Source organism: Nocardiopsis sp. iso_238, from assembly GCF_056173325.1.
The window spans coordinates 5,907,531-5,922,939 of the sequence record NZ_CM149668.1 but is presented as its reverse complement, the minus strand read 5'-3'; the positions used below and the strand labels follow the sequence as shown (position 1 = coordinate 5,922,939).

The 15,409-nt window shown below is 72.1% G+C and carries 15 protein-coding genes; 8 read left to right on the top strand and 7 right to left on the bottom strand.

What is annotated here, in order from left to right; translation table 11 throughout:
* Positions 1-24: 24 nt before the first annotated feature.
* The 4 genes from purD to fbaA all read right to left on the bottom strand — a co-directional run bounded on the left by purD (position 25) and on the right by fbaA (position 4,559).
* A complete protein-coding gene (purD, locus tag AC0VYL_RS26725) occupies positions 25-1,275 on the bottom strand; it encodes a phosphoribosylamine--glycine ligase (protein ID WP_475457093.1) in 1,251 nt (416 codons plus the stop codon).
* Between the two features lie 45 nt (positions 1,276-1,320).
* On the bottom strand, positions 1,321-2,604 hold the full coding sequence (locus AC0VYL_RS26720) for an adenylosuccinate synthase (RefSeq protein WP_475457091.1): 1,284 nt from the start codon (positions 2,602-2,604) through the stop codon (positions 1,321-1,323).
* Between the two features lie 395 nt (positions 2,605-2,999).
* Complete coding sequence (locus tag AC0VYL_RS26715) at positions 3,000-3,416, bottom strand: DUF3151 domain-containing protein (RefSeq protein WP_378735812.1); 417 nt, start codon at positions 3,414-3,416, stop codon at positions 3,000-3,002.
* A gap of 120 nt (positions 3,417-3,536) precedes the next feature.
* Complete coding sequence (fbaA, locus tag AC0VYL_RS26710; RefSeq protein ID WP_475457089.1) at positions 3,537-4,559, bottom strand: class II fructose-bisphosphate aldolase; 1,023 nt, start codon at positions 4,557-4,559, stop codon at positions 3,537-3,539.
* Positions 4,560-4,978: 419 nt separating this feature from the next.
* Between fbaA and AC0VYL_RS26705 the strand changes: the two genes are divergently transcribed.
* Complete coding sequence (locus tag AC0VYL_RS26705) at positions 4,979-5,359, top strand: RodZ domain-containing protein (protein WP_475457087.1); 381 nt, start codon at positions 4,979-4,981, stop codon at positions 5,357-5,359.
* On the opposite strand, the gene pyrE is transcribed toward AC0VYL_RS26705, so the two are convergent.
* A complete protein-coding gene (pyrE, locus tag AC0VYL_RS26700) occupies positions 5,356-5,889 on the bottom strand; it encodes an orotate phosphoribosyltransferase (RefSeq protein ID WP_475457085.1) in 534 nt (177 codons plus the stop codon). The two genes, AC0VYL_RS26705 and pyrE, sit on opposite strands and share 4 nt — an antisense overlap.
* A gap of 69 nt (positions 5,890-5,958) precedes the next feature.
* Between pyrE and cutA the strand changes: the two genes are divergently transcribed.
* From cutA to AC0VYL_RS26685, 3 genes are read left to right on the top strand one after another with little or no spacing between them, the layout of a single operon-like run.
* Positions 5,959-6,288 carry a divalent-cation tolerance protein CutA gene (cutA, locus tag AC0VYL_RS26695; RefSeq protein ID WP_475481807.1) on the top strand — a complete coding sequence of 110 codons (330 nt, stop codon included), beginning with the start codon at positions 5,959-5,961 and terminating at the stop codon, positions 6,286-6,288.
* On the top strand, positions 6,285-6,842 hold the full coding sequence (locus AC0VYL_RS26690) for a hypothetical protein (RefSeq protein ID WP_475481806.1): 558 nt from the start codon (positions 6,285-6,287) through the stop codon (positions 6,840-6,842). The genes cutA and AC0VYL_RS26690 overlap by 4 nt, the downstream gene beginning before the upstream one ends.
* A gap of 41 nt (positions 6,843-6,883) precedes the next feature.
* Positions 6,884-7,525 carry a GNAT family N-acetyltransferase gene (locus AC0VYL_RS26685; protein ID WP_475481805.1) on the top strand — a complete coding sequence of 214 codons (642 nt, stop codon included), beginning with the start codon at positions 6,884-6,886 and terminating at the stop codon, positions 7,523-7,525.
* Between the two features lie 10 nt (positions 7,526-7,535).
* On the opposite strand, the gene AC0VYL_RS26680 is transcribed toward AC0VYL_RS26685, so the two are convergent.
* Positions 7,536-7,847, bottom strand: a complete 312-nt coding sequence (locus tag AC0VYL_RS26680) for a hypothetical protein (RefSeq protein WP_475481804.1) — start codon at positions 7,845-7,847, stop codon at positions 7,536-7,538.
* Between AC0VYL_RS26680 and AC0VYL_RS26675 the strand changes: the two genes are divergently transcribed.
* Positions 7,825-8,136 carry a hypothetical protein gene (locus AC0VYL_RS26675; protein ID WP_475457075.1) on the top strand — a complete coding sequence of 104 codons (312 nt, stop codon included), beginning with the start codon at positions 7,825-7,827 and terminating at the stop codon, positions 8,134-8,136. The genes AC0VYL_RS26680 and AC0VYL_RS26675 overlap by 23 nt on opposite strands.
* A gap of 368 nt (positions 8,137-8,504) precedes the next feature.
* Here the strand turns inward: AC0VYL_RS26675 and AC0VYL_RS26670 are convergent, their stop codons facing one another.
* Positions 8,505-9,260 carry a hypothetical protein gene (locus AC0VYL_RS26670; RefSeq protein ID WP_475481803.1) on the bottom strand — a complete coding sequence of 252 codons (756 nt, stop codon included), beginning with the start codon at positions 9,258-9,260 and terminating at the stop codon, positions 8,505-8,507.
* 230 nt (positions 9,261-9,490) lie between these two features.
* Between AC0VYL_RS26670 and AC0VYL_RS26665 the strand changes: the two genes are divergently transcribed.
* The 3 genes from AC0VYL_RS26665 to AC0VYL_RS26655 all read left to right on the top strand — a co-directional run bounded on the left by AC0VYL_RS26665 (position 9,491) and on the right by AC0VYL_RS26655 (position 14,902).
* Positions 9,491-12,352, top strand: coding sequence for a sigma-70 family RNA polymerase sigma factor (locus AC0VYL_RS26665; protein WP_475481802.1), 2,862 nt, complete (start codon positions 9,491-9,493; stop codon positions 12,350-12,352).
* Positions 12,353-12,562: 210 nt separating this feature from the next.
* Positions 12,563-14,305, top strand: a complete 1,743-nt coding sequence (locus AC0VYL_RS26660; protein ID WP_475457069.1) for an NYN domain-containing protein — start codon at positions 12,563-12,565, stop codon at positions 14,303-14,305.
* A gap of 27 nt (positions 14,306-14,332) precedes the next feature.
* Complete coding sequence (locus AC0VYL_RS26655) at positions 14,333-14,902, top strand: hypothetical protein (RefSeq protein WP_475457067.1); 570 nt, start codon at positions 14,333-14,335, stop codon at positions 14,900-14,902.
* The last annotated feature ends 507 nt before the right edge of the window (positions 14,903-15,409 follow it).

Genomic DNA, 15,409 nt, shown 5'->3' with positions numbered 1-15,409 from the left:
GGAACTCTGTCGTGCGTCGCCCTGCTAGGCCTCGGCGGCGGCGCGTTCGGCGATGTCGGTGCGGTAGAACGAGCCGCGCAGCTCGATCCGGCCGGCCGCCTCGTAGGCGCGCTCACGGGCCTGGCGCAGGTTCGCGCCGGTGCCGACCACGTTCAGCACGCGGCCGCCGTTGGCCTTGACGTCGCGCACCCCGTCCCAGGCGGTGCCCGCGTGCAGCACGTAGGCCCCCTCCAGGGCGTTCGCGGCGTCGAGACCGCCGATCAGGTCGCCCTTGGCCGGGTCGCCCGGGTAGTTCTCCGCCGCGACCACCACGGTCACCGCGGCACCGGACTTCCACTGGAGCGAACCGATCGAACCGAGGCCGCCGGTGTCGGTGGCCTGGAGGACCGCCCCGATCGGGGTGGCCAGGCGGTCCAGCACGACCTGCGTCTCCGGGTCGCCGAAGCGCGCGTTGAACTCCACCACGCGCGGGCCCTTGGCGGTCAGCGCCAGACCCACGTAGAGCAGGCCCTGGTAGCGGTGGCCACGGCGGTTCATCTCGGACACGGTCGGCCGCACGACCGACTCCATGACCTCGTCCACCAGACCGGCGGGGGCCCACGGCACCGGGGCGTAGGCGCCCATGCCGCCCGTGTTCGGCCCCTGGTCGCCGTCGTAGGCACGCTTGAAGTCCTGGGCGGGCAGCAGCGGCAGCGCGTGGGCGCCGTCCGTGAGCACGAACAGGGAGACCTCGGGGCCGTCGAGGTACTCCTCGATGACCACGCGGCCGCACTCCCGGGCGTGCCGCTCCGCGAGGGCGCGGTCCTCGGTCACCACCACGCCCTTGCCCGCGGCCAGCCCGTCGTTCTTCACCACGTACGGCGCGCCGAACTCGTCGAGGGCCTCGGAGACCTGGCTGGCGCTCCGGCACACCCGCGCCTTGGCGGTGGGTACCCCGGCCGCCTCCATGACCTCCTTGGCGAAGGCCTTGGACCCCTCCAGCCGGGCGGCCTCCCTGTCGGGACCGAACACCGGGATGCCCCGGTCGCGCAGGGCGTCGGCCACCCCGGCCACCAGCGGCGCCTCGGGGCCGATCACGACCAGCTCGGCGCGGATGCGCGCGGCCAGCTCGGTCACGGCCAGCCCGTCCGTCACGTTGATGACGTGGTTCTCGGAGAGGTCGGAGATGCCCGGGTTCCCGGGGGCGCTGTGGATGCTGGTGACGCCCGGATCAAGGGACAGAGCTCGGACGAGTGCGTGCTCGCGGCCTCCGCCGCCGAGAACGAGGGCTTTCACTACAGGGGGCCTCTTCTTCTACTGGAGGAGTCGTGTGTCGCCGGGTCAGACCAGGGAACGCAGCTGGAGGGTCTCCTCGCGGCCCGGACCGACGCCGATGGCCGAGATCGGTGCACCGGCCATCTCCTCAAGGGTACGCACGTATGCCTGCGCGTTCTTGGGGAGTTCCTCGAACTTCCGGGCGCCCGTGATGTCCTCGGACCAGCCCTCGAAGTACTCGTAGATCGGCGTCGCGTGGTGGAAGTCGGTCTGCGTCATCGGGATCTCGTCGTGCCGCACGCCGTCGACGTCGTAGGCCACGCACACGGGGATGCGCTCCAGGCCGGTGAGGACGTCCAGCTTGGTGAGGAAGAAGTCGGTGATGCCGTTGATCCGGGTGGCGTAACGGGCGATCGGGGCGTCGAACCAGCCGCAGCGGCGGTCGCGGCCGGTGGTCACGCCGTACTCGCCGCCCTGGGTGCGCAGCCAGTCGCCCTGCTCGTCGACCAGTTCGGTTGGGAAGGGTCCGGAGCCCACGCGGGTCGTGTACGCCTTGAGGATGCCGACGACCTTGGTGATGCGGTTCGGGCCGATGCCCGCGCCCGCGGCGGCGCCGCCGGAGGTGGGCGAGGACGACGTCACGAACGGGTAGGTGCCGTGGTCGATGTCCAGGAGGGTGCCCTGCGAGCCCTCCAGGTAGACCGTCTTGCCCTCGTCCAGCGCCTTGTTGAGGATCAGGGAGGTGTCCGCCACGTGCGGACGCAGCTTCTCGGCGTAGCCCAGGTACTCCTCGATGATCGGCTCGGCCTCCAGGGCCCGCCGGTTGTACACCTTGGTGAGGAGCTGGTTCTTGTCGTGGAGGGCGAGCTCGATCTTCTTGCGCAGGATCTTGGGGTCGAACATGTCCTGCACGCGCACGCCCTGGCGGGTGACCTTGTCGGCGTAGGTCGGGCCGATGCCGCGACCGGTGGTGCCGATCTTGCCCTTGCCGAGGAAGCGCTCGCTGACCTTGTCGAGGGCCCGGTGGTAGGGCATGATCAGGTGCGCGTTGGCCGAGATGACCAGGCGGGAGGTGTCCACGCCCCGCTCCTGGAGGCCGCGCAGCTCCTCGAACAGCACACCCGGGTCGATGACGACGCCGTTGGCGATGACCGGGACGACGTTCGGGGAGAGGATGCCGGACGGCAGCAGGTGGAGGGCGTATTTCTGGTCACCGATGACCACCGTGTGCCCGGCGTTGTTGCCGCCCTGGTAACGGACCACGTAGTCCACGCGGTCACCGACCAGGTCGGTCGCCTTGCCCTTGCCCTCGTCGCCCCACTGGGCACCCACGAGCGTGATCGCCGGCATTGGTCTCTACCTCTTCGCTCGACACCTGACCGAGGCCTTTCCGACCCCGAACATGGATGAACCCCTGGCGCAAGGCAGCGACAGGGGCCGTTGCGTATTGAGCGTACACGACCTGCGCATCCGGGTTAAGTGGGGCTTTGTGCCCCCCGGCACACCGAGGCGCGGCGCCCTCCTCCAGAACCGTCAGCGGGGAGGTGGGGCCACGGCCACCGGATCGTTCCCGTCCGTCGCGTGCGAGTTCCCACATCGTGCCGGGCGGCGTCCGCGGCGGGCGCGCGTCCGCGGAGGGACGGGAACGGTGCCGCGCGTCGAACCCGGCGTGGCGGAGGCCCCTGAGGACGCCGACGGCCCGGCCGCCCCCTGGGGGTCCGACCGGGCCGCGTGGTGCGAGGGGCTCAGGCGTTCAGGGCCTGAGCGGCCTCCTCGCTCGACTCACGGAGGAACGTGGCGCAGCGCTCGGCCTCCTCGGTGTCACCGATCTGCTCCGAGGCCTGGCTCAGGGCGTGCAGGGCGCGCAGGAAGCCCTGGTTGGGCTCGTGCTCCCACGGGATCGGGCCGTGGCCCTTCCAGCCCGAGCGGCGCAGCTGGTCCAGCCCGCGGTGGTACCCGGTCCGGGCGTAGGCGTAGGCGGTCACCGGCTGGCCGTCGGCCAGGGCCAGCTCGGCCAGGCGGGCCCACGCGGCGGAGTAGCTCGGGAACCGACCGGCCACCGGGGTGGGGTCGTCGGAGAAGGCCAGCGCCTCGCGCGCCTCGGGGTCGTCGGCCAGGCGGGTCTCGGGCGGCTCGTTCAGCAGGTTCTGGTGCAGGTTCATGCCCCCATCCTGCCACCGGGCCGCCACGGCTCCGGGGGGACCGGGGGTGTCCGTCGCCACGGAGGGACGACCGTGCCCGGCGGCCGAGGCCGCCGGGCACCGTACGGGGGCGGGGGAGCCCTACTTCATCTTGTTCCCGGCGGACTTCAGGTGCTGGGCACCCTCGACCACGCGGGCGGCCATACCGGCCTCGGCGACCTTGCCGTAGGCGCGCGGGTCGTAGGCCTTCTTGTCGCCGATCTCGCCGTCGACCTTCAGCACGCCGTCGTAGTTCCTCATGATGTGGTCGACGACCGGACGCGTGTAGGCGTACTGGGTGTCGGTGTCGATGTTCATCTTCACGACGCCGTACTCGATCGCCTCGTGGATCTCCTCCATGGTGGAGCCGGAGCCGCCGTGGAACACGAAGTCGAAGGCCTTGGCCTTGCCGTACTTGGCGGCGACGGCCTCCTGGGCGGTCTTGAGGACCTCGGGGCGCAGCTTCACGAAGCCGGGCTTGTACGAGCCGTGCACGTTGCCGAAGGTCAGGGCGGTCATGTAGTAGCCCTTCTCGCCCAGGCCCAGCACCTCGGCGGTACGCAGGGCGTCCGCCGGGGTCGTGTACAGCTTCTCGTTGATCTCACCGACGATGCCGTCCTCCTCGCCGCCGACGACACCCACCTCGATCTCCAGGATGGTCCGGGCGGCCTTCGAGGAGGCGAGCAGCTCGTCCGCGATCTGGAGGTTCTCCTCCAGCTCGACCGCGGAGCCGTCCCACATGTGGGACTGGAACAGCGGCTCCTGGCCCTTGGCCACGCGCTCCTTGGAGATCTCCAGCAGCGGGCGGACGAAGCCGTCGAGCTTGTTCTTCGGGCAGTGGTCGGTGTGCAGGGCGATGTTCACCGGGTACTTGGCGGCGACCACGCGGGCGAACTCCGCGAAGGCGACCGAGCCGGTGACCATGTCCTTGACCGACGCACCGGAGAGGAACTCCGCGCCACCGGTGGAAATCTGGACGATGCCGTCGCTTTCGGCCTCTGCGAAACCGCGCAGGGCGGCGTGCAGCGTCTGGCTGGAGGTCACGTTGATCGCCGGGTAGGCGAAGCCCTCGGACTTCGCGCGGCTCAGCATCTCGGTGTAGACCTCGGGGCTGGCGATGGGCATGGCTTGACTCTCCCTGGTTCGGCCTGGAGCGAGCGGCCGCCGACGCGAGATCCCTCGCGTACCGACGGCACCCCACGTGCGTTTTCCCGGCGGAGGAATCCGGAGCGTCGGAGGACGGCCCGCGGGCCGTGTGTCCGGAAGCGTTCGCCGGGTGTCGTCCAAGTATCCCGAATAGCCGGAGCCGTTGGAAAGGTCTAGACCAAAATGCTCCGGATCGGCGACGTACCCGCAGCTTACGGGGGCGCGGAGGAAGGCCCGGTGAGGGGTCCCGGAAGCGGTCGTGGATTCCGCGCCGATTTGTCACGGACGCCGCCCGGGCCAGGCGTTCCCGGTGGCCGCTGTCGCTTTTTGTCGTGATACGCGCTACATTCGTCGCCGTGGGAAGGCATAGGAATGATCCGCGGGGCGTTGGCCAGGTGATGGCCATCGTCGGGGCCGTCGTGCTCTTGGTCGCCCTGGTGGCCCTCGGCGGGTACTTCCTGTACCAGTCCCTCCCGGACGGCGAGGGCGTCAGCGTCAACGCGTCCGAGGCGGCGGCCGAGAGCGTGGACCCCGCCGACATGGGCGTCCTGCACATCCGCGTGGTGGGCGAGTCCAGCGACGTGTTCGTCCGCGTCCCCGGCGGGGACGTGCTCCTGGACCAGGAACTCACCCAGGGCAGCTCCGTGACCTACCCGGACAACGACGAGGGCCTGGAGGTCACCATCGGTGACCCGACCGCCGTCGAGGTCCACGTGAACGGCGCCCCGCGCGACGTCTCCGACCGCTCGCCGGGGCACACCTTCACGCTCAAGCCCTAGACGTCCAGGTCGGAGACCTCGAAGACGGGCCGGTACTCCAGGCCCTCCTCCTCCAGCCTCCCGCGCGCGCCGCGGTCCACGATCAGCGCGACCGCCACGACCTCGGCACCCGCCTCACGCAGCGCCTCCACGGCGGTCATCACCGAACCGCCGGTGGTGGAGGTGTCCTCCAACGCCAGGACACGGCGCCCCTTCACGTCCGGGCCCTCGATCCGCCGCTGGAGACCGTGCGCCTTGCCCGCCTTGCGCACCACGAAGGCGTCCAACCTGCGGCCGCGCGCGTGCGCGGCGTGCAGCATGGCGGTGGCCACCGGGTCGGCGCCCAGGGTCAGACCGCCCACCGCGTCGAACTCCAGGTCCTCGACGGTGTCCAACAGGACCGAGCCGACCAGCGGCGCGGCCTCCCCGTCCAGGGTGATCCGGCGCAGGTCGACGTAGTAGTCGGCCTCCTTGCCGGAGGACAGGGTCACCTTCCCGCGCACGACCGCCTTATCGTTGATCTGACGCAGGAGTTCATCACGTTCGCTCATGACCAGTGAGCCTAGGACACCGGGTGGGGCCGCGCGGACCAGGGCCGCTCCGCCCTAGTTGGGACGACCATGCAGGAGCACACCGGAACCGTCCGGGTGGAGACCACCGTGGACAGCCGCGAGGGCGCCGAGGAGGTGGCCCGTTCCGTGGTCGCGCACCGGCTCGTGGCCTGCGCGCAGGTGAACGGGCCGATCTCCAGCTTCTACCGCTGGGAGGGGGAGGTCCGGGCCGACCAGGAGTGGATGGTCGTGATCAAGACCGCCGCGGACCGCCTCGACGACCTGGTCGCGCACCTGGTCGAGACGCACCCCTACGACGTCCCCGAGGTCATGGCGGCGCCCGTGACCGGCGGAAACCCGTCCTACCTGGCCTGGGTGCGGGACGAGACCCGCGCGTGATCACCGTCCTCCTTCCCCCCACCCTCGGCGCCCCCTCTTCGCTCCCGGGTGTCTCGGACGCCCTCCCCTCGCCGGTGTTCCCCGAGGTCGGGGATGACGACACCGCCCCCCACGCCGCCCGCTACGTGGCGCGGGCCAGCCTGGAGATCGGCCGACTGGTCGGTGACCGCACCCCGGTCGTGCTGGTCGCGGAGGGGGACAGCGGCCCCCTGCTCGGCGCGGTCGGCGCGGCCCAGCGCTCCGCGCACCGCCCGGTCCTCGGCTACGTGCTGGTGGACGCGCCCCTGCCCCAGCCGGGCAGTCCGACCCGGGCGGACCTGGCGCGGAACCAGCTGGTCGAGGTGCCCGCCCGAGCGAACGAACCCGCCGCCTACCGCACGGAACGCCTGCCCACCGTCCCGGACTGGCCGGACGCGCCGTGCGGCTACCTGCTCACCGACCCGGCCTACGCGCACCCGGCGCACCTGGCCGGGATGCGCGGCTGGACGGTTCGCGAGGCGGGGGAGGACCCCTCTCGGGAGCTGGCCGCGCTCGTCGCGGAGCTGGTCCGCTGAAACCGGGTGACAACCCCGGCGGGGGTCCGCAGAATCAGGGCATGATCGCGAACCACTTCCCCCCGGCGGGGCTCCGGCTGAACACGCCCCGGCTCCAACTGCGAATGCCCTCCGACGAGGACCTCTCCCAACTGGCCGACGCCGCCGTCGCGGGCGTCCACGACCCGGAGCGGATGCCCTTCTCGGTCCCGTGGACGGACCAGCCGCCGGACCGCCTGGCACGGACGGTCGTCCAGCACAACTGGGCCACCATGGCGGCGTGGACGCCGGAGAAGTGGACCTTCAACGCGGTCGTGGTGTACGAGGGCACCGTGATCGGGGTCCAGGACCTGGGGGCGAGCGACTTCGGCGTGGCCCGCCAGGTGAACACGGGTTCGTGGCTCACCCGGCGGTACCAGGGGAGGGGGATCGGCACGGAGATGCGGGCCGCCGTCCTGCACCTGGCCTTCGCGGAGCTGGGCGCGGAGGCCGCGGTCTCGGAGGTCCTGGCGGCCACGGCCGCCTCGCACGGGGTGGCCCGGAAACTCGGGTACCGCCCCGACGGGACCGACCTGGTCGCGATCCGGGGCGAGCGGGTCCGCGAGACCAGGTACCGGCTGACCCGGGAGGACTGGGAGCGGCACCGCACGGTCCCCGTCCGGGTCGAGGGCCTGGAACCGTGCCTGCCGTACTTCGGCCTCTAGGGGCGCTTCGCTAACGGGGGCTTCGCGCCACCAGGACCGCGCCGCCGAGGCTGCCGAGCAGCATGCCCACACCGGTGACGACGCCGCTGAGCAGCGGCACCCACTCGGGGTGGCCGGTCAGCGCCATGACCAGGCCGACCGCGCCCAGGGCCGAGGCGTAACCGGCCACGACGAGGAGTTCCCGCTGCTTCCAGTGCCAGGCCAGGGGGAAGAAGTGCAGGCCGACGACGAGGGCCACCCAGGCCACCCCGGCCTCGTCCGGGATCCCCTCGGTCCGGCCGATGGTCATCGTGCCGCCGATGATCAGTGCGACCTCGATCATCGTGACCACACCGAAGAACGCCCCGAAACGCGGCCGCGGCGCGTCATCGCCCTCGCTGGGGGAGTCTTTCCGCATGGCGAGCACGGCCATGACGACGATCGCGACAGCCACGGCGACAGCCAGCGAACGCACCGTGAAAGCGACCGCCGAAGAAAGTGGTGGACCGCTGTTGACCAGCACGAACACCAGACCGAAGAAAGCGCCGACAAAGAACCCGGAAAACCGTGAGAACATTCCTGGAAGTTACCAGGGGTTTATGATTTCTTTGGAATCCTTTCTCCTCGAATGACTGATGGTGACCGCCGCATCGCTTCGCGTCTGCGTGCCGCGACTTTCAGTGAGCGCACCGACCGCCGGAGTCATTTCCGAATTTCCTCGGGCAGGAACGACGCGGTGCCTTCCACCGGTCAGGGGTGACATGACGGGAGGCGCGCCCACCTCCCCTGTGTGAGCGCGCCCCCGGGCGCCGCGATGCGGCGCCGTCGTCCGTCCGAGGGCCTCGTGGGCCGCCCTCTCATGGGGGCCAGAGAGCCCGGGCCCGTCGGACGGGGCCGACCGCTCCGCGCACACCCCCTCAGACGTGCGCGGCGGTCGGCCTCACCGCTCCGGACCGGGCCCTCTCCCCTCTGGAAGGGCCGTCCGCAGCGGCGTCTGTGGTCATTCGTCGCGGGTCGGCCTCCCCAGCCCGTCGAGCAGGGCGGACGCCTCGCGATGGGTCGCGGGCAGCGGCACCGACCAGACGGCGGCGCCGTGCTCCCAGCCGACCCCCGAGCGCAGCTCGTCGATCTCGGTCCTGAGCGCGGGCACGTCCCGGGCCACGACCGCGATCCGCGCCCGGCTGGCCAGGCACACCGACTCCCCGCGGGTGAAGAAGCGGTTCAGCTCGTGTCCGAGCACGATCAGCCGCGCCGCGCGCCGCCACGGGTCGAGGGTGGGGTCCAGCGCGACCACCACCAGGCGGTGGTCGAACGCGGCCGGGACGGTCTCCTCCGAGCTCCGGTACAGCTCACGGACGCGGGTGCGCAGGTACGCCTCGTTGGCCAGACCGGTGAGCGGGTCCTGGCAGGTGTCCCGGCCCCGGCCCCCCTCGACCCAGCCCTCGGCCAGCGCGCGGACCAGGGTGAGCGGGAGGTGCTCCCAGCCCGCGACCTCCCCGAAGGCGTCGAGGTCGGCCAGCGCCCGGCCGATCTCCACCCCCGAACGGGCCCGGGCCTCCCCGAGCCGGGAGCAGGGTTCGGTCAGGTCCGTCCCCGTGGTGTACGCCTCGCAGACGGCGTCCACGGAGGGCGTCCACCAGTCCTCGGCCGGGGTCCACCCCCGCTCACAGCTCCGGCGCCCCCACGGCGCCCGCAGTTCCCGGGCACGGCGCGCCACACTGCCCCGTGCCCCGGCTCCCACTTCGGTCTCGCCCATAGTCGCTCCCGGTCGTTGTTCGGCCAGGTGAACGAAGGTGGACCCGCGCCCCCGCGGCGGGTCCCCTCCGTTCGCCCTCACCCCAATCACGGAGATCGGTAGCGGCTATGACGCGGATACGAGATATTTTTTCGAGCACGTGATCCTCCGACGCCGAACCCCTGCCTCCCGACACCCCGGTTCTGGCTCGCCGGCCGGGGGATACGGGACCACGAGGGAAAGGGCGCTGGGTGGCCGACGCCGACGGAGAGAACACAGAGACACTCATCGGTGACTCGGAGATCATCGAGCGGGTGAAGGCCGGTGACAACGCCGCCTACGGCACCCTCTACGAGCGCCATGCCGGGGCCGCCCGGGGTCTGGCCCGCCAGCTGTTGCGGGGCGAGGCCGAGGTCGAGGACGCGGTGGCCGAGGCGTTCACCAAGGTGCTCAGCGTCATCCAGCGCGGCGGCGGCCCCAGCGACGCCTTCCGCCCCTACCTGCTCACCGCGGTCCGCAACGCCGCCTACGACCGGGGACGGGGGGACAAGCGCCAGGTCGTCACGGACGACATGGAGAGCTACGACTCCGGCGAACCCTTCGTCGACCCGGCGCTGGAGGGGCTCGAACGCTCCCTGATCGCCCGCGCCTTCCTCTCCTTGCCCGAACGCTGGCAGTCCGTGCTGTGGCACACGGAGATCGAGGGGGTCAAGCCCGCCGAGGCGGCCACCATCCTCGGGATGAACGCCAACGGTGTGGCCGCACTGGCCTACCGCGCCCGTGAGGGCCTGCGCCAGGCCTACCTCCAGATGCACCTGGCGGGCGGGGGAGCGGCGGAGGCCTGCCGCCCCACGTTGGGGCTGCTCGGCGCCTACGTGCGCGGCGGGCTGTCCAAGCGCGACACCACCAAGGTCGACCGGCACATGGACGACTGCGGGGACTGCCGCGAGGTGTACGCGGAGCTCATGGACGTCAACGTCGGCCTGCGCGGGATCGTGCTACCGCTGGTCGTCGGCTTCGGCGCCACGGGCTACCTCACCGCGACCCCGGGCGGTGTCGCGACCGGAGCCTGGTGGAACCGGATGTCCCGGCGCCAGCAGCAGGTCTCCGCCGGGGCCACCGCTGCCGCCGGTGTGGCCGTCGCGGTCGCGTTCGCCCTGGTGGGAGGCGAGGCGCCCGCGCCCACCGATCCCCCTCCCGTGGCCGCGCCCCAGGAGGACCCCCCTGCGGCCGGTGCGCCCGCGCCCCCCGCCGATCCCCCCGCGAGTGACCCGGACCCGGCCGCGCCGGAGCCCGAACCCGCGCCGGAAGCCGAACCCGAACCGGTCCCCGTGCCGTCGGTGCCCGCCGACGTTCCGGCCGCCCCCGCGCCCGCGCCCCCGGCACCGCGGCCCCCGGACACCCCCGAGGCGCCCCCCGCTTCGGAGGAACCCGAGGAGCCGGAGGAGCCCGGGCCCGAGTTCGCGGCGGGCATCGACCCGGTCGGCGCCCTGGTGCCGGGCAGCGACGGGATCATGGTCCTGGACGTGCTCAACACGGGCGCGGCCACGGCCAGCGACGTGGTCGCCGCCATCACCCTGCCCCCCGGAGTGGAGATGGTCTCCTCCGGCGGCGCGGGGAACGCCGTCCCCATGGCGGTCGGCCACGGGGACTGGGGCTGTTCGGCGGGCAGCGGCGGCGGCGAGTGCGTGCGCACCGGCATGGCCGAGGGGGAGAGCGGCACCCAGTTCATCGACGTCCGCGTGGCCGCCGACGCCGACGTGGACGTGCCCGCGAGAGTGGTGATCTCCTCGGGTGAGGTCAGATTCGAGGCGGTCGGTGAGCGCGGGGTGACGCCGGACGGTATCGCCGCCCGCTACGCGACCGCCGGACAGGTACGTACGGAGACCGTCGGCAACGCCCTGCTGACCTGCACCGAGCCCGACCCGCCGAAGGGCGGATGGCCGTGGCCGTGGTGGGGCTGGCCGGGCGGCGGCGCGGTGGAGCTCCCGGACGAGGGCGCGGTTCCCCCGCCGGACGAGGGCGCGGTCCTCCCGCCGGACGCGCTCCCCGACGCCGACCTCCGCCGTGCGCCCTCCGACGCCACCCCCGATCTCGGTGGGGGCATCGGCGACCTCCTCGGTGAGGGCGGGGACGGTTCCTCGGAGGAGCCCGACGACGCGGCGGAGGAGGGGCGGGACGAGCCCGAGGACGAGCCGGAAGAGGACGGCGCGGAGGAGGTCCCCGAGTCCCCGGAGGCCGTCGAACCCCCTGACGGGGGGTACGTCGAGGAGGAGGAAGAGGAGACGGAAGAGGAGGAGGCCCCGGGCGTCTGCGCGGACGCCCGCCAGCGGACCGGCGACCGGCTCGACAACGACAACTGGGTGATGGCCCCGCTCGACCGCGACTGGGACCCCACGACCACCTCCTCCAGCTCCGCCACCTGGGAACTCCCCGAGGGCGGGTCGGTGCGCTGGGCCGGGCTGTACTTCTCGGCGGCGGGGGAGCCGAGCGCTCCCACCGCTCGGATCAAGGGCCCCGGCATGGTCTCCTACACCACCGTGACCGCCGCCGACACCCGTGTCGCGGACCTGCCGGGCTACCGCGCCTACCAGGCGTTCGCGGACGTCACCGACCTGGTCCGGTCGGGCGGGGGCGGCGAGTGGTGGGTCAGCGACGTCCCGGCCCGGGAGGGCAGGGGCGTCCACGCCGGGTGGAGCCTCGTGGTGGTCATGGAGGACCCGTCAGTGGAGGGCTACCACCAGGCGATGGTGCTGGACGAGACCACGGCGGTCTTCCAGGACCCGGAGGGGGCGCGCTTCCCGGTGTCCGGTCTGCTGCCGGAGTCGGTCCGGGCCCGGTTCGACGTGGTGGCCTGGGAGGGCGACGCCGACCTCGGCGGTGACCGCGTGACGGTGGGCGGGGTCCCGATCGCGCCGACCGGCGGACACGGAGGCGTCGACAACGCGTTCGTGGGCTCCGCGCGCGGGGCGGTGGGTGATCCGATGACGTTCGGGACCGATGTCGTTCGATTCGACGCGGCCCTGGGGCGCGAATCGGATATCCGAATCCCGTCCGGTCAGGACGCCGTGTTGGTGGGGGTCGTCGCCCTCACCGCGCCGATGCGCACCTGAGGTCCGTGGCCGGGATGCCCCTTCCGTGGCCGTTCCGGGCCTGGTGGGGCTTCCGGGAGGCCACGCGTAACCCCGAAGGGCCTCCACTGCGTAGCAAGTTAGTAACTGTCGGTATTCGTCGATGGCACGCAAAACGAGACAGACTTGGCTAGGCTGTGCCCCGGTCATGGATATGGCCCCAGAGATCGACAGGGAAGGGGGCGGTGTCACGTGGACCGCTGCGCGTTGTTCGTCGACGCGGGATACCTTCTCGCCGACGGTGCGATGGCCGTGCACGGAACCCGTAACCGGGACTCCGTCGCCTGGGACTACTCCGGTCTCGTCCAGTTCCTCAACGAGGTGGCGCGGGACCGGACGGGACTACCGCTCCTGCGCTGCTACTGGTACGAGGCGATCGCTGACGACCGGCGGGCCCAGGAACAGGACAGCATCGCGGACATCCCCGGCATCAAGTTCCGCGCCGCCCGGATACGGCCGGGACGCCGTGAAGGCGTGGAGAGCTACGTCCAACGCGACCTCACCACCCTGGCCCGCACCGGTGTCCTGTCCGACGCGGTCCTGGTCAGCGGTGACGAGGACATGGCCCCCGTGGTCGCCGACGTCCAGGACATGGGCGTGCGCGTCACCGTCGTGCACATCTCCGTGGAGGGCAACTGGACCATCTCCCGCGCCCTGCGCCGGGAGAGCGACGACCTCATCGAGATCGGCGCCGGGCACCTGCGCCCCCACGTGAACCTCCTCTCCGGTGGCGGCTCCACCCAGGAGACCGCCGCCAAGACGACCACCCCCTTCGCCAACGGGCGCGGCCGGTCGGCCCCCGAGGCCCCGCGCCAGCCCGAGACCCCGCAGCCGCGTCAGCCCGCGCCGGCCCCGAGCGGCTCCAGCCGGGTCGACCCGGTCAACACCTCCACCGGCGGCCTGGAGGCGATGTTCGCGGGCACCGGCGGACAGCCCGTGCCCCAGGGCAGCGCCATGGAGCAGCTGCGCGCGATGCGCCGTTCGATAGCGCAACAGCGCGGCGTCGACCACCTGGCCGGACCCGGTGCGGAGGGCGCCTCCTCCGGCGCCATCGACGCGAACGGCTTCCCCTCCGGCGGGCAGGCCCCGCCCGGAGTGAACGGCAACGGCTCCTACCCCGGTGCCACCGGGGCGCACCCCGGTCCCAGCGTCCACGCGGCGCAGAACGGACACGGACCCAACGGCCAGGGCGGATACCCGCCCTCCGGGACCGGCGGACACCAGTCCATGCGCGGGGCCGAACCGGGCGGGTACGGCCTCCAGGGCAGACCGGGTCAGGGACAGCCGCAGGGGCACGGGATGCCCGGCGCCCAGCCCGCCTTCACCAACGGGACCGGGCCCCAGCCGTCCTTCAACGGCACGGGACCGCAGCGGCCCTTCGACGCGGGAACCGGGCCCCAGGCCTCGTTCGCCGACCTCCAGCAGGGGCCGCCGCAGAGAAACTCACCCCCGCCCGGCCCCGACCTGAGGTTCGGACCCGGTGAGGATCCAGGCTTCGGAGGTGGGGCGGACACAAACCCTACCTATGGGACCAGTACGGCAACTGACACCGCACGCCGCGGTGGCGCCGCCCCCGGATTCGGGGAACGGCGACCTACTGGTCCCGAGTACGACAGCCGGTTCGGCACGGCCGGATACCAGGAATCCAACCCTAGTCCTGGATATACCCAACAGACGGGCTCCGGCGCGCATACCGTTGATGACGCGGTGCATGTCGCGCACAAGGAAGGGAACGACTTCGCGGAGTCGATCGCACGTGAGGCGCCCGCCCTGTGGGTGGAGGCCGTCCTGGCCCGTAGGCCGAGGATGCCCTCGGACCTGGAGGCGAGGCTGCTTCAGGGGTCCTCACTCCCGATCGACCACCTGTTGCGCGACGAGGTCCGTGACGGACTGCGCCAGGGGTTCTGGCAGGCACTGGAGCGTGCCAGGCCCTGACCGGCGCGCGCGAGGTGCGAGTAGGGGATGGGGGCGATGCGGTTGACCCAGGTGACGACGGCAGATCTCGACCGGTTGGAGTTCCACGCCGTCCGGTCGGGTGAGCACAGCCGGATCGCCGCCCAGCTGCTGGACCTGGCCAACCGGGTCGACGCCGGGAGCGAGGTGACCCGGGCGGAGCTGTTCGTGCGCGCCGGGGAGCAGTGGGAGATCGCCCAGGAGTTCGAGCGGGCCTGCGCCGCCTACCAGCGCGCCATGGACGACGGCGGCCCGACCGTGGTCGACGCGCACGCCCTGAGCGCCGGGGCGCTGCTCCAGCTGGACGAGCGCGGTCTCGCCTACGAACACCTGAAGCGGCTGGAGAGCGGGGGCCAGCCGGGGCTCCAGACCCATATCCACGTGGCCGAGGTCCTCTACGCCCACGACGACCTGGAGGGCGCGGAGCGCTGGGCCACCTCGGGCGCGCGCTGGTTCCGGAACCGGAACCTGTCCGCCTACGCCCGGGACCTGTTCGACGAGCTCCTGCGCATCCGGTTCCGGATCCGGACCGACCTCGGCCTGCCCGAGGACGACCTGGACCTGCTCCTGGACCTCTGACCCGGGCGGCGCGGGTCGGGCCCCGCTCGCCCCCGCCGGGGCGCACGGCGTGCCGTAGGCCGCCGACACCCCCGGGAAGTGAGCTTTCTGACGCGCCCCGATCCGGACCGGGCCGGGGGCGCGAACGGCCGCATCCGGACGCCCAGGGTCCGTTTCCCGCAGCCACGCCGACCAGGTACGCCAGGTTCGGTCGTCAACCCCGGGTCGCGCGACCCCTTTTCCGGGGTGCCCGCACGGCCCTGTGGCCGATCTCCGGGAGTCGGGCGGACACGTCCGCCCCGCCGACGTCCTAGGCTGGGTCCGACCCTCCACGAAGGCCCTCGAGCCCGGCCGGAGACGCCCTCTCACAGGGCGCCCGTGGGGCACTCATACCACGCTCCAGGCGTGTGTTCGACATTCGTCGAAGAATCCGAGAAATCCGCGACACGCCATCATCTTGGGGTGTTCCAAGGTGGCGCCCCCTAGATGTAGTATCGGGACCCGTTGGTGGTTCACCGGGGTTCCCGC

Excerpts from the sequence above, each read along its gene's own strand:
- AC0VYL_RS26675 (WP_475457075.1), top strand. The coding sequence starts at position 7,825 with ATGATCAGTGCGACCTCGATCATCGTGACCACACCGAAGAACGCCCCG.
- pyrE (WP_475457085.1), bottom strand. The coding sequence starts at position 5,889 with ATGAGCGAACGTGATGAACTCCTGCGTCAGATCAACGATAAGGCGGTC.
- AC0VYL_RS26685 (WP_475481805.1), top strand. The coding sequence starts at position 6,884 with ATGATCGCGAACCACTTCCCCCCGGCGGGGCTCCGGCTGAACACGCCC.
- AC0VYL_RS26715 (WP_378735812.1), bottom strand. The coding sequence starts at position 3,416 with ATGAACCTGCACCAGAACCTGCTGAACGAGCCGCCCGAGACCCGCCTG.
- AC0VYL_RS26655 (WP_475457067.1), top strand. The coding sequence starts at position 14,333 with ATGGGGGCGATGCGGTTGACCCAGGTGACGACGGCAGATCTCGACCGG.
- AC0VYL_RS26670 (WP_475481803.1), bottom strand. The coding sequence starts at position 9,260 with ATGGGCGAGACCGAAGTGGGAGCCGGGGCACGGGGCAGTGTGGCGCGC.
- AC0VYL_RS26720 (WP_475457091.1), bottom strand. The coding sequence starts at position 2,604 with ATGCCGGCGATCACGCTCGTGGGTGCCCAGTGGGGCGACGAGGGCAAG.
- cutA (WP_475481807.1), top strand. The coding sequence starts at position 5,959 with ATGCAGGAGCACACCGGAACCGTCCGGGTGGAGACCACCGTGGACAGC.
- AC0VYL_RS26680 (WP_475481804.1), bottom strand. The coding sequence starts at position 7,847 with ATGATCGAGGTCGCACTGATCATCGGCGGCACGATGACCATCGGCCGG.
- fbaA (WP_475457089.1), bottom strand. The coding sequence starts at position 4,559 with ATGCCCATCGCCAGCCCCGAGGTCTACACCGAGATGCTGAGCCGCGCG.
- AC0VYL_RS26705 (WP_475457087.1), top strand. The coding sequence starts at position 4,979 with ATGGCCATCGTCGGGGCCGTCGTGCTCTTGGTCGCCCTGGTGGCCCTC.